Source organism: bacterium (assembly GCA_024224155.1).
Classification (GTDB): domain Bacteria; phylum Acidobacteriota; class Thermoanaerobaculia; order Multivoradales; family JAHEKO01; genus CALZIK01.
Genome location: JAAENP010000409.1, coordinates 1 through 13,437 on the forward strand (window position 1 = coordinate 1; position 13,437 = coordinate 13,437).

The following is a 13,437-nucleotide window of genomic DNA, read 5'->3' on the forward strand; positions in this document are numbered from 1 at the left end:
AAAACAGAACCGCGGCAGCCAAGACCTGGAACCTGGAGAGGACCTGGCCGCGGGTGCTTCTGGTCATGCGCACGGTCACGTAGCGTAGCGCGCCCCTACGGCTAGCGGGTAACAGGATTTATGATCGGCAAGTGTTAGTACTAGTCACGCGCGCGTGCCTGGAGGGCCTGCTCCCAGGCTTCGGTCGCACCCAGCGTTCTCTCGCCCAGCACCCAGCGCGGCCTGGGTTGCCGTTGCCAGACGAGGCCGAATCGCTCGACGCCGACCCGATGAATGTGGTCCACCGCGTCGTCCGGCGAATCGGTAACCATGAAGCGATCGACGTCGGTGGCCGAGATCGTTCCCCCGACCACCATCCTCTCCTTCATGAAATCGACCAGTTCGCCCCAATAGTCCGAACCCATGAGCACGAGGGGGAACCTCTCGATCTTGCCCGTCTGAACAAGAGTCGCGGTCTCGAAGATCTCGTCCATCGTTCCGAAGCCGCCGGGCATAAGGACGAAAGCGTAGGAGTACTTGACCATCATGACCTTGCGCACGAAGAAGTAGCGAAAGTCCACCCAGCGATCCAGATAGGGGTTGCAGCTCTGCTCGTGAGGCAACTCGATGTTGCATCCAACCGAGAGGCCGCCACCCTCTTTGGCGCCGCGGTTGGCGGCCTCCATGATGCCCGGCCCGCCGCCGGTCATGACCGCGAAACCGCGCCTCGCCAGTAGCTCGCCAGTTTCGCGCGCCATGCCGTAGTAGCGGTTGTCCTCCTTGAACCTCGCAGACCCGAACACCGTCACGCAAGGTCCCATGAAATGAAACGCCCGAAAGCCCTTGAGGCACTCGAAGAAGATTCGAAACGCCCGAGCGATCTCCGAGCTCCGGTTCTGGGGGCCGCCCAGAAAGCGGCCCTCCTCCGGTCGCGCCGCGACTTTGCCCCACAGTCGGCTGCTGCTGATCTCGTTCTTGCCCGTCCTGCTGTCGTCCGTCATTCGCGCTCCTTCACAATCAAGCTTATCTACCACAGCGTCCCGGTTTGCGCTCAGAGGCCGACTCGGCAGAGCAGCCGGCCAGGGGCCGCCTCGGGCTTCTCAAACTGCGCTGGTCGGACGCTCGCCTGCGCGCCGCTGCGCGCAAGCCGCTAGTGGCCTTCGTGCCGGATTGCCGGGCGCTTGCGGCGAGCCCCCTGGCCGGCTACCTGCCGAGTCGGCCTTTCCTCGAGCGTGCCGTTGCGAAGAGCCGGTCTCGGCCTTGCCGGCGTGAAGCCGTTCGAGGCGGTGCGAGGATCCGGCGTGGCGAGGGAAGAGTGAGTCGAGGAGCAGCGATTTGCCCGCACCGCAGCGGAGCACTTGGCTAGGCGGCTCAAAATCGCAATCGAACGCGAGGAGACGCGCAAATCGCCCGAGACGATCCCTCCAAGAGCCCGCCGGATCGCACGAGCCGAGAGGTTTCGCACCGGCAAGGTCGCAGCCGGCTCTGACCGCGATCACGGAACCCGACTCTCTGTCAGGCTTCAGCACATCAGGGGGTGCTCAAACACCCCTCTTCTGTGCTACAAATCGCGAGGCACCTCAACCGGTGCCCATACAAGGGAGAAACCGAGATGAGTGACGCAAAAGCTCTAATCGAGCTCGAAGACCAGTACGGCGCCCACAACTACCACCCGCTCGACGTCATGCTCTCACGCGGCGAAGGCATCTGGGTGTGGGACGTCGAAGGCAACAAGTACATGGACTTCCTGGCCTCGTACTCGGCCGTCAATCAGGGTCACTGTCACCCGAAGATCGTCGACGCCCTGGTTCGGCAGAGCCGAAAGCTGGCGCTGACTTCCCGCGCCTTCCGCAATGACCAACTCGGGCCCCTCTACAAGGAGCTCTGCGAACTGACCGGCTTTCAGAAGATGCTGCCGATGAACACCGGAGCCGAGGCCGTCGAGACAGCGATCAAGGCCGCGCGCAAGTGGGGGTACAAGGTCAAGGGTGTGCCCGAGGGGCGAGCCGAGATCCTCGTCTTCGACAACAACTTCCACGGCCGCACCACGACGATCGTCGGTTTCTCCTCCGCGGCCCAGTACCGAGACAGCTTCGGCCCGTTCGCACCGGGCTTCACGCTGCTTCCGTACGGCGATACTGACGCGGTGCGCGAGGCGATGAACCCGAACGTGGTCGCGATCCTGATCGAGCCCATTCAAGGCGAAGGCGGCATCATCGTGCCACCCGAAGGTCACCTGCGCTCGTTGCGCGAGCTCTGCAGCCAGCACAACGCCCTGCTCATCACCGACGAGATTCAATCCGGCCTGGGCCGCACCGGCAGGCTCTTCGCCTACGAGCACGAAGGCATCCGGCCCGACATGGTGACGATCGGTAAGGCACTTTCCGGCGGCCTCTACCCGGTCTCGGCCGTACTCGCCGACGACGAAGTCATGGCGGTGTTCCGGCCCGGCGATCACGGCTCCACCTACGGCGGCAACCCCGTGGCCGCCGCGGTCGCGCGCACCGCGATACGCGTCCTGGTCGAGGAAGGCATGATCGAGAACTCGGCCGAGCTGGGTGAGTACCTGATGAGCAGTCTGGGTGCTCTCGACTCGCCCTACATCAGGGAGATCCGCGGCAGGGGGCTCTGGATCGGCATCGAGCTTCACCCGGAAGCCGGCGGCGCTCGTCGTTTCTGCGAGCAGCTCAAGCAGGACGGTCTGCTCTGCAAGGAGACCCACGAACACGTCATCCGCCTGGCGCCGCCGCTCACGATCACCAGAGAAGAGCTCGACTGGGCGCTCGAGCGCGTCGAAAGAGTGCTGGCGACCGAAGCGGTCGCGGTCTGACCGACGGCCGGCACTCGAAGAGCGATCACCGGACCGATAGTGTCGCGCCGGTGTCGCCTCTTCGGGAGCGAAGAGAGGCGACATCGGTGCGACTCAATCCGTCCATCCGCCACGGGCCCTCTACCAGTCGACTCTCAGCCGCCGCTCGCCGCCGTCGCCGGCCAGCACCACATATCCCATGCGGCGACCGAAGAGGTAGAGGTCCCGAAGAATCTCGACGTCCTTGCGACAGTACTCCTCGACCAGATCGAGTCGCCCCTCCTGGACCCATTGCAGTGACTGCATCCCGTCGGCGCTCTTCTCGGTTCCGAGCGTCGCCTGGGCCAGTGCATCCATCTTCGGCCCGACCTGATGCTCGGCTCGGAGATCCGCCAGGAGGTCGAGGGTGGGCCACTTGCGGTGATACTCGATTCCCGTGTACCCCGAGAGAACCTGGTAGTCGAACCGAAGGATGTTGTAACCGATCACCGCGTCCGCCGTGTCGAGCAGCGTGATGAGCTGCAGGACCTCGTCTTCCTGAAAGACCTCGATACGACCCTCCTGGAGGTGACAGACCGCACCAAGGGCCACTCTCATCTTGTGAGCGTTGTTCCACCCTCCGACCTCTTTGGCCGAACGGTAGGTCTCGAGATCGAAGAGCATGGTGCGCCGGGGGTGTCTGGATACCGGAATCACCGAGAGGCCCGCGCCGACGCGCACCGATTTCGGCGCCGGCGGTTTGGCCACTGCCGGGACTTCATCAAGAGACTCGGACACGCGACTCTTTCTCCGCTCCTTCCGCTGTCGGGCCTTCTCGGTCTGTGTCCGGAGCTCCGATTCCTCGAAGCCCTCGGCCGGCGCGACCTCGACGCGGGACACCCCCCTCGGCCCGACAGCGAGCCCCTCCTTCCCCAGCAGGTAACGCAGGAACCGCGCCGCACCCTCTTTGTCCAAGGGTCGGTTGCCGTTCCCGCACTTGGGCGACTGGACGCACGACGGACAGCCCGCCTCGCACTCGCACCTCTCGAGGAGATCCACCACCCGTCCGAGCAAGTCCGGAAGCTCGTCAAAGGCTCGCCGCGCGATGCCGACGCCACCGGGATGGCCGTCGTAGACAAACACGGCGCCGGTCCGAAGCTGAGGGTGAAGCGGTATCGAGATCCCGCCGATGTCGTTGCGGTCGCACAGTGCCAGGAGCGGCATGAGCGATATGGCCGCGTGCTCGGCGGCGTGCAGAGCTCCCATGAAGTGATGCTCTTGCGAGCGCAAGGCCTCCTCGACCTCTCCAGGAGCGATCCAGACCAGTGCAGCGGTTTCGTAGCTCACCGGCGGTAGATCCAGCTCGTGTTGGTCGATCGCCTCCTGACCGAAAATGCGTCGGCGCTCGAACCCCGTGACCCGCTCGGTTACCTTCACCCGGGTCATGAATGCCTGGAGGGGGCCGTCGTTGCGCTCCGCCAGAACCTCGAGAATGGTGGTGTCCTTCTCCGTCAGGGGCGTTGTGTAGTAGTCGACCGAAACTTGCTCGGCATGAACCTTGGAGGCGTCGAGATCGAGCTCGCGCACCAGGAACTGCCGCCCCCAGTGGAGGTAGATCGCGCCGGGGTGGCACTCATGAAGCACCCGCACGCCATCGACGGTTCCGATCGTGCGCCCGCTCCTGGCGTCGAGGATCGCCGAGGTGGATCCTCCTCCACGCAGACTGACGTTCCCGTGCGGCCGCGCCACGCGTGCACCGAGCTCTTCCCCACCTTTCTCCTCGATCAGGTGTCCCTCACGGAGCAGGTCGCCCAGCGTGGCCGCGTGTGCCTCGAGATAGGAGGCGTCGGCGCTCTTGGCCAGAGGCTTCTCCGCCGCGGCGCACACCAGATGCGCCCGGCTCACCGGCTCGTTGACCGGGTCCACGATCAAGCGTTCGAACGGCTGGCCCAAGAACTCTCCGGGGTGCTCCAGGAAGTACTGGTCGAGCGCGTCGGGAAGCGCCACCATGGCGGTCACCGACTCCTTGCCGCCCCGGCCGACCCGGCCCGAGCGCTGCCAGGTGGCCATGACGCTGCCCGGATAGCCCACCAGGATGCAGGCATCGAGGCCGCCGATATCGATTCCCATCTCGAGAGCGGAGGTCGAGATCACGCCGTCGAGAGCTCCTGAGGTTAGATCGTGTTCGATCCGTCGTCTCTCCTCCGGCAGGAAACCCGAGCGGTAGCTGGCGACCCGCTCGGCCTGTCCTCGGTCCTGCTGGCGAAGCCATGAGTACAGAAGCTCGGTCACTCGGCGCGCCTTGGTGAAGACGATCGTTTTCAATCCCTGCTTCAGGAAGCGCTGCAGCAGCTGGAGAGAGAGCGTGTAGGGGCTCGCATCCGGTCTGAACAGAAGAAAGTGCCGCCCTTCCCGGGGTGCACCCGATTCCGGGATCCAGTCGAAATCACGACTCGCCAACGTCCTGGCGAACTCGTCGGCGTTGGCAGCGGTCGCCGACGAGGCTACGATCGACGGATTGGAGCCGTTCACGCGGCACAGCCGGATCAGGCGCTGAAGCACGTGGTGAAAGTGGCTGCCGAAGATCCCTCGGTAGGTGTGGAGCTCGTCGAGAACGATCCACTTGAGGTCTTTGAGAAACGGCTCCCAGCTTCCCCACGATCCCAGGATCCCCAGATGCAGCATGTCGGGGTTCGAGATCACGACGCGCGGGAACTTGCGCTTGATCCGGGCGCGCTCTCGCTCCGACGTGTCGCCGTCGTAGATCGCGGCGAGCGAGCCGTCGTCGGGCAAGCCCACGGCGGCGCCCAGGGAAGCGAGCTTGATGCGCTGGTCCTGCCCCAACGCCTTGAGCGGATAGAGAAACAGCGCCCGGCCCGGGAGGCCTAGAACCGCCTCCTCCAGAACCGGCAGGTGGAACACCAGGGACTTGCCGCTCGCGGTCGGCGTGGTGATCAGGACGTCGTGACCGGCGCGCACGGCGCGAAGGCCGTCGGCCTGATGACTCCACAGGCGGTCGACTCCCGAAGTCGCCAGCGCCGCCCCGAGCTCTCGGGGCAGCGGCGGATCGAGCTCTCCGAATCGCGCCGCGCTGGCCTCGAGAAACAGTGCCTCAACCAGCTGAGGGCCGAGCGTTCTGTCGCCGCGGAGTGCTTCGACGATCTCCCGCATGGGATCGTCAGGATACTCGAACCGGCCAGTCGCTACTTCCTGCCCACGATCTTGTCCAGATACGCCCTGATCGCCTGATGCGACGCGGGAGCCGTCCACAGAGCCTCGACCTCGCCATCAAAGAGCTGTTCGGTGAGATCCATTGCGTCGAGATACGGTCGGCGAAGCTGCCTTTTGGTCAGGCTGAACGAGTCTCCTCCCACGGCGGCCATCTCGAAGGCGACCTCGAGGGCTCGCTCTTCGAGATCCTCCGCGGTAACGATCTCGTCGACGAGGCCGCGCTCCCGCGCGTCCTCCGGCTCGTAGGTACGGCCGAGGAGCACGACTTCCTGCAGGTATCGGCGGGGCACGACCATGCGAACCATCTCGAGAGGCACGGCCGGGAATGGGACCCCGACCCGAAGCTCGGGCACGCCGATCCGGCCGCCGCCGTCGGCCATCACTTTGTAGTCACACGCACAGGCCAGGACGCAACCGCCGGCGATGGCGTGGCCGTTGATCGCGGCGACCAGTGGCTTCGGAAACCCGGCCACCTCCCGCAGGACATGAGACAGCAACGGCAAGAAACTCTCGACGTACTCGGAACCTCCACTGAGAACCTTGAAAAGGTCGACGCCGGCCGAGAAGATCTCGCCGGAGCCCGTGATCACCAGTGCCCGCGCATCGCGCATCGCGACCTCCGCGAGCGCATCCCGGATGCCTTCCAGAAGCTCGCTATCCACGGCGTTGGCCTTGCCGTGCTGAATGCGCATGAGCTCGATGCCATCATTGTCTTCGATCTTGAGCATGCACCGAGTCTACGACAGCTCGGCGACTGTGACGTTTTTCACAGCGGCGGCTCCGAGGACCCTGCGACGCTCGGGCCTCGCGACGCCAGGCCAGCGATTCTTTCGCCGAACCGCAATTGGGGACCGAGTGAGCGACAGCCGACTGGAGGACGCCGTTGAACCGATGGACCCGTTTTCTGACCCTCGCGCTGATCGGGATTTCCGCCCGCTCTTTCGGCGGCGCTGAGGCCCTCTGGGCTCAGGGCTCCGTGCCCTACGACATCGTCTACGTTCGGCAGCCGAGGTACGGCGACCAGACCAACACGATCTGGCCCGAGGTGTTCCACCCCGCCAGAGCCGAGCCGGGTGCGGATCTCGTGCTTCTCCACCCCGACGGCTCCGAGGAGATTCTGGTCGCCTGTTCGTCCGCCGCCGGCGGCGGCGGCGTTTGCTCCGTGACCGATCCGTTCGTTTCCTTCGACGCGGAGTGGGTGTACTACAGCTTGTTCTACGACCTCACCGCCACCAACTACCAACGCAACCATCTCCCGAATCTCGGAGCCGACATCTTCCGGATTCGGCTCTCGGACCGCGCCGTCGAGCAGCTGACCCACGGCGAGTTCACCCCCAACACCGGCGCCGGCAACTGGGACGAGTCGAACCCGCTCAACCCGTCGTCGGAGTTCAACCGCCTCGGCTACGGCATTCTGAACCTCGGCGCCAGCCCGCTCCCCGGCGGCAAGATCGTCTTCACCAGCAACCGGAACGCCTACACCCCGCCGCAGACCTTCACCGCGCCCACACTCCAGCTCTTCGTAATGGACGAAGACGGCACCAACGTCACCCCCATCGCACCCATGACGATCGGCTCGGCGCTTCACCCGGTCACGCTCCGCGACGGTCGCGTAATGTTCACCAGCTACGAGAGCCAGGGACTGCGGGATCGCCGGGTCTGGGCGCTCTGGTACATCTATCCGGACGGCCGCCGGTGGGGTCCGCTGGTGTCGGCGTTCAAGAACGCCGCGGCGTTCCACTTCGCGACCCAGCTCTCGAACGAAGACCTCGTCATCACCGACTACTACAACTTGAACAACAACGGCTTCGGCGCAATGTACCGGTTCCCCATTGCGCCACCCACCGGAACCCCGGCTTTCCACAGCGCGTTCGCCGGCGACAACCCGCCGATCGAGAAGACCAAGTCCTTCGGGCTGACGTCCTTCCGCATGCCGTTCACACCCTGGGGCATGTTCTCGATCAGCCCCTTTACCCACGGCGACGACGAGGCGGCGCCGCTCGGAGCGGGCGGTGCTCGCGTCGGCAAGGTAACCCATCCCTCGGCGGCTCCCGGTAACGACCTGCTCGTGGCGTGGACCCCCGGCCCGGCGAACGACCTCACCCGGCCCACCAACGTGCCGCGCTACGACAGCGGCCTCTACCTCATTCCGAACGGCGACCCGATCTACGACCGCGCCAACCTGGTCTTGATCAAGAACGACCCCGGGTTCAACGAAGCCTGGCCGCGCGCGGTGGTGACCTACGAGAGCGTCCACGGCGTCGCCGCGCCGGCGACCCTGCCCTGGCTGCCCAACGACGGCTCACTCCATTCCGAGCTGCCGGCCGGAACACCGTTCGGGATGGTCGGCACCTCGAGCTTCTACAAGCGAGAGTCCTTTCCGGCTTACGGCAAGTCAAGCTTCAACGGTCTCGATCCGTTCAACACATCGGAGAACGGGGCGTCCTCGAATTGGGGCCAACAGGGGGCGGAGGCGGGCAGATACACCGACGACGACATCTGGGCCGTCCGCCTGCTGGCGATGGAGCCCAATACCCACCGGAGCTACGGACCCAACATCGGCCGCCACTTCGAGAACTTCGCCAACGAGCGCCTGCGCATCCTGGGTGAGATCCCGTTGCGCAAACCGGACGGCGCCGGCGGCGAGATACTGGACCTCGAAGGCAACCCGGACACGAGTTTCCTGGTGAAGATCCCGGCCGACACTCCCTTCACCTTCCAGACCCTGGACCGCAACGGCTTGGTGCTCAACATGGCCCAAACCTGGCACCAGGTCCGGCCGGGCGAGATGCGCCTCGACTGCGGCGGCTGCCACGCCCACAGCCAGCAGCCGCTCGACTTCTTCACAACCGAAGCCTCCGGCTCGAGCTACCAGATCCACGACCTCTCGACGACCACTCCAATCCTCACCGCGAGCGGCGGACCCGATCCCGACCTCACGGTGCTGCCCAGCTCGGTCGTGGATGTCGAGTTTCACCGTGACATCCGGCCGATCCTTCAAGCCAAGTGCGTCTCCTGCCACACTCAGAGTGATCCGACGCCGCCGGGCAATCTCGTGCTCGACGATCTCGCGATATACGGTGGTCTCCCCGGCGACTACAAGCGGCTCGCGGATGACTCGGACGCGGATTGGGGCTACCCACCGGTGATTCCCAACGGCATCTGGCGTCAGACCAACGCCAGTCGCTACATCCGCAAGTTCCAAAGCCGTCGCAGCCTCCTGATCTGGAAGATCTTCGGACAGCGTCTCGACGGCTGGGCCAACGCCGACCATCCCACAGAGACCACACCGGGAGACCCGACGACCTTGCCCGCCGGCGCCGCGCCCAACGACGCCGACCTCGACTTTACCGGCACCATGATGCCGCCACCTTCGAGCGGAATGAGTCTGACCAACGACGAGAAGATGACGTTCGGCCGCTGGATCGACCTGGGAGCGCCGATCGACACGGACTTCGGCGGGCCCAATGAGTCCTTCGGCTGGTTTCTTGACGACCTGCGCCCGACCCTCGAAGTGTCCGTGCCCAGAGCCGGCTTCAATGCCCAGCCCATCGAGCGGCTGCGCTTCGGCCTCGCCGACGCCAACTCCGGCATCGACTACCCGACGTTTTCGGTGACCGCCGACTTTCCCGTCGAGGGCCGCACCCCGGGAGCCGAGCTGGCCGACCTGGCGGCGGCGACCGCACAGGGAATCTACGAGCTTCCGCTCTCGGCGCCGATCCCCGAGTACTCGGAGGCACATCTCTTCGTCGAGGTCGCGGATACTCAGGGCAACTTCACCCGAGTCGATCGCAAGTTCGCGACCAAGCCCAGCTACCAGCTGACCATCGCCAAGCCCGGCCCGTGGCCCGGGATGGTCACGAGCGACGTTCCGGGGATCGCCTGTGGCGCCTCTTGTGTTGCCTACTACCCGAAGGACACGGTCGTCCAGCTGACCGCCACCCCAGACTATGGCGGCGAGCTCGCGAGCTGGAGCGCAGAGTGTTCAGCAGGCCTTGTCACGCTAACCGGTGATGTGACCTGCACGGTGACCCTTCAGGAGGCCGCCTGCGTCGCGCCCGACGATCTCATCCTCTCCGACGATACGGTGCTTGCCACCGAAACGCATGAGGCCTGCAACTCCATCACCGCCGGCCCGAACTACGCCATCGTCGGCCCGGGAGGCGACCTGAGCCTGCGAGCCCGTCAGCTGGTCGTCTTGGGAAACGGATTCTCGATCATGACCGACGGCGAGTTCCGCGCCGAAGTCGACCTGATGGCGGGCTCACCGCCCTAGCTGAGAGCCTGGCCGATTCAATCGACACTTCGGGCGACCGGATACAGCCGGTGCTCGGCGTCGTAGTACGGTGTCTTCTCGTAGAACCACTGAAGGCGCTGAGTGGCGCTGCCGGCGAACTCCGCGTCGTCGAGCAGCTTGCGCTCGAACTCGGCACGCAATTCCGGGTCCGTGGTGAGCATGGCGCGCGCCGTCGGCTCCATGACGTAGGCCTCGACGTATTCCGTCCGCTGCAGGATCGAACCGAAATAGCCCCACTGAAACAACGAATCCGGAGCTTGCGGCTCCAGCAAGAGCACCGCCAGCGTGCCGAGCGGCTGATCGGTTCGAACCCGATACGAACCCGTTTCGAGCACGGCTTCTCGACGCTCCGTGACCAGCTCGCCGGGCGAGTAGCGCGCGCGGCCTTCGAACGGAGTATTGTCGACGTCGACGACCGCCTCGGGCAGCCGGTACATCTCGACCTCCACTTCGACCGGCGCTTCGATCCGTTCGACCTCGATTCCGTGCAGGCGCAGCTTGTCGGCGATCGGATACCAAGCGGCCGGAATGTAGTAGTCGGCAGGCCGGCGGACCCGGACCGCGGGCCGATTCCAAACGACCACGGTGACCTCTTCTTCGATCGGCTCACCCGTCCAGCGGACGTTGACGGTCCCGGTCACCGGGGAGTTGTAGAGCTCCGAGCGGACGCCCCGAAAACTGCGGCTGGGCGGCGGATCGGCCTCGGCAGGGATCCAGGAGAGCACGATCTCCTCGGCTGCGGCCGCTTCATCCCGGGCACGCGCCTCGAGCAGCGCCTCATGCTCGGAACCGAGCGTGGCAATTGCCGCCTCGAGAAACACGTAGGTGCCGAGCACGCGCTGCCGGAACGGCTTGAGCGAGTGATTCTCGACCAGGACCGTCGGCAGGTGGCGGGCGTCGCCCCAGCCGTTCGAGAATCGCGGCGGAGCCGTCCAGTCCACGGCCCCTCCGGTCATGTCGCGGCCGTTTGCGGCGAAGGTCAGTCGCCCGGGAATATGCCCCATGCGCTCGAGCGCTGAATTCGCGGCAGGGGTGAGGACGTCATCCAACCAGCGCGCAATGTTTGGCGACCAGGCGTGGGCCTCGTTGTAGCCATAGGTGATGTCGTACTGGTAGTCCGCCCCGTCGGTCACGTGGAGGTCCAGGTAGAGGTCGGGGCGCCAGCGCTCGACCGCGCTGACGAGAGCCTGGAGCTCTTCGGTCTCGAGCTTGGCGTAATCGCGGTTGAGATTGAGATTGCGCGCGTTGGTCCGCCAGCCCATTTCTGTCGGTCCACGCTGGTTGATCCGGCCGTAGCGAGACGAACGCTCATGAGCATCAACGCTCAGGATCGGGATGAAGAGCAGATTGACCTGGCCCAGCCATTCCCGACGGGTGCCCCGGACGGTCATGTCGCGCAGCAGCATCATCCCGGCGTCCTTGCCATCGATCTCGCCTGAGTGGATGCCGGCCTGGGCCAGCAGCGTCGGCCGACCGTTCTTCGCCAGACTTGCCGGGTCCGCTCCGCCTTCGCCGCTCGCGACGACCATCCAGATGTCGCGGCCCTCCGCGCTCTTGCCGATCGAGATCATCTCGAGCTCGGGGGCTGCCTCCACCAGGCGGCGCAGCCAAGCAATGGTCTCTGCGTAGCGGGGTGAGCGCTCGAGCCCGGACTTCTCGAACGGCGTGGCCCAGACGTCCTCGGGCGGCAGCACGAGCTCGAGGCTCTTACCGTTCCAGGGCAGCTCCGGCGGCAGGATGGCGGTCGCTTCCGGCGGTACCGCCAGAATTCGCGCCGGCGCGCAAAGCGCACACATCAGCAGACAGAACCGGATCGCCACTCGCATGGTCAAGACCTCCTTCGTGAGAGGAAACTATCGCAGCCAGAGCACGAAGGCGCCCGGATCTTTACTCCGGACCTCTGCGCCTACTCGTCGTAGCCGCGATGACGATCGTAGGCGGCTACCTGCGCCTCGCTCAGGATTGCCCGTGCCTGCAGATGAGCGCGCAGGTGTACGAAACGGAGCTTGCCGTAGAGCTCCGCGATCTCGGCGGTGAGCTCGCGCAAGAGGGGCTCATCGAGATGCTGGTGCGAGAAGCGGCGATCCAGATGTTCCTCCCTTTCCAAGATCTTCTGCCCGAGACGCTGAGCCTCGCTCAGCATCTCGGAGCGGAAACGCTCGATCTCGTCCTTTTGGGTGCCGGATAGATCGAGCTTCTCGGCAAGCTCGAGCACGTGCAAGGGTCCGGGATAGTGATTGAGCTCGGCGGCACGGGCCAGTCCCATCCCGGCTCCGTCGCGAAGGTCTAGCGCCTCTTGTCGAGACACCGCCGCGATCCCACTGCTTTGCTGATCAGCGTAAGGTGAGTGTTGACCTTGGTGATCGTCGTGTTGAGCGCTGGCCGGAGCGACAATGGCCAGCGCAGTCAAGATCCATCCATACTGTGTTCTCATGACAGTTCCCTTCCGTGGGCGTGAGCTCCGCAGGCAGCTAGTGAACGGCCCGGTCCTGCGCTGGGATCTCGTCCTCCTCGTCGAGACCGTGGCTCAGCACGAAGAAGTGCGAGGCGGCGTTCCGGGCTTCGTCCTCCACCACAAGCTCGAACATGTGCTCGCCCTCGGTTTCCTCGCCGACGTACTGGACGTAGGAGATGTGCTCCGGGTCGACGCCGACTTCTCCGATCAAGCGCTTGCCTCGAATAACCTGGACGTAGACGGCAGTGCCCTCGGAGGCGAAGTGCCAGTGGAAGTCGTTGTCGTCGTAGAGCGCCGCCTCCGCGGTACCTGCCCGCAAGATGCAGTTGGGGTGGCGCATCCACCAGGACCAGAAGACTGCGAAGGAGTAGGTGGACATTGCGTTCGGCGAGTGTGCCGCATCGCGGTGCCACGTGCAAGGCGGCGGCAGGGCTTGGGAAGCTGAGGCAACTGCGCGGATAGTGTCGCGCCGGTGCGGCCTCTCCGCGAGCCATCAGCAGATGGAGAGGCTCGCTCCGAGGCCCACGCGGCGCTCCTTCCGGCTCAGTGCCGAATAGGACTCTCCGATTGGGCGCCTTGGTTAACGAATAGGATCACCGACACGCAAGCGGTCGACCTCGGCGTCGACCAGTTTCCGGGAGTGAAAGGCCGGCGTGGGTATCCCGAAGGCGGGCGACGCTCGTCGGC

At 65.2% G+C, this 13,437-nt stretch carries 8 protein-coding genes; 2 read left to right on the plus strand and 6 right to left on the minus strand.

All coding sequences use genetic code 11. The features are described from left to right. Positions 1 to 140: 140 nt before the first annotated feature. Complete coding sequence (locus GY769_20415; GenBank protein MCP4204286.1) at positions 141 to 980, minus strand: TIGR00730 family Rossman fold protein; 840 nt, start codon at positions 978 to 980, stop codon at positions 141 to 143. 611 nt (positions 981 to 1,591) lie between these two features. Here GY769_20415 and rocD point away from each other — a divergent pair. Next, positions 1,592 to 2,809 (plus strand): ornithine--oxo-acid transaminase, encoded by a 1,218-nt coding sequence (gene rocD / locus GY769_20420; protein MCP4204287.1) that lies wholly within the window; start codon positions 1,592 to 1,594, stop codon positions 2,807 to 2,809. 120 nt (positions 2,810 to 2,929) lie between these two features. On the opposite strand, the gene GY769_20425 is transcribed toward rocD, so the two are convergent. Next, positions 2,930 to 5,938, minus strand: coding sequence for a DEAD/DEAH box helicase (locus GY769_20425; protein MCP4204288.1), 3,009 nt, complete (start codon positions 5,936 to 5,938; stop codon positions 2,930 to 2,932). A 32-nt stretch (positions 5,939 to 5,970) separates the two neighbouring features. Next, entirely contained in the window at positions 5,971 to 6,726 is a 756-nt protein-coding gene (locus GY769_20430) for an enoyl-CoA hydratase/isomerase family protein (protein MCP4204289.1), read from the minus strand. A 155-nt stretch (positions 6,727 to 6,881) separates the two neighbouring features. Here GY769_20430 and GY769_20435 point away from each other — a divergent pair, with 155 nt between their 5' ends. After that, on the plus strand, positions 6,882 to 10,274 hold the full coding sequence (locus GY769_20435; GenBank protein ID MCP4204290.1) for a hypothetical protein: 3,393 nt from the start codon (positions 6,882 to 6,884) through the stop codon (positions 10,272 to 10,274). A gap of 17 nt (positions 10,275 to 10,291) precedes the next feature. On the opposite strand, the gene GY769_20440 is transcribed toward GY769_20435, so the two are convergent. From GY769_20440 to GY769_20450, 3 genes are all read right to left on the minus strand, one after another. Next, a complete protein-coding gene (locus GY769_20440; protein ID MCP4204291.1) occupies positions 10,292 to 12,121 on the minus strand; it encodes a M14 family metallopeptidase in 1,830 nt (609 codons plus the stop codon). An 80-nt stretch (positions 12,122 to 12,201) separates the two neighbouring features. Then, a complete protein-coding gene (locus GY769_20445) occupies positions 12,202 to 12,603 on the minus strand; it encodes a hypothetical protein (protein ID MCP4204292.1) in 402 nt (133 codons plus the stop codon). A 163-nt stretch (positions 12,604 to 12,766) separates the two neighbouring features. Then, on the minus strand, positions 12,767 to 13,129 hold the full coding sequence (locus GY769_20450) for a hypothetical protein (protein MCP4204293.1): 363 nt from the start codon (positions 13,127 to 13,129) through the stop codon (positions 12,767 to 12,769). Positions 13,130 to 13,437: the final 308 nt, after the last annotated feature.

Coding starts and splice junctions, on each gene's coding strand:
- GY769_20415 (MCP4204286.1), bottom strand. CDS start 980: ATGACGGACGACAGCAGGACGGGCAAGAACGAGATCAGCAGCAGCCGA.
- rocD (MCP4204287.1), top strand. CDS start 1,592: ATGAGTGACGCAAAAGCTCTAATCGAGCTCGAAGACCAGTACGGCGCC.
- GY769_20425 (MCP4204288.1), bottom strand. CDS start 5,938: ATGCGGGAGATCGTCGAAGCACTCCGCGGCGACAGAACGCTCGGCCCT.
- GY769_20430 (MCP4204289.1), bottom strand. CDS start 6,726: ATGCTCAAGATCGAAGACAATGATGGCATCGAGCTCATGCGCATTCAG.
- GY769_20440 (MCP4204291.1), bottom strand. CDS start 12,121: ATGCGAGTGGCGATCCGGTTCTGTCTGCTGATGTGTGCGCTTTGCGCG.
- GY769_20450 (MCP4204293.1), bottom strand. CDS start 13,129: ATGTCCACCTACTCCTTCGCAGTCTTCTGGTCCTGGTGGATGCGCCAC.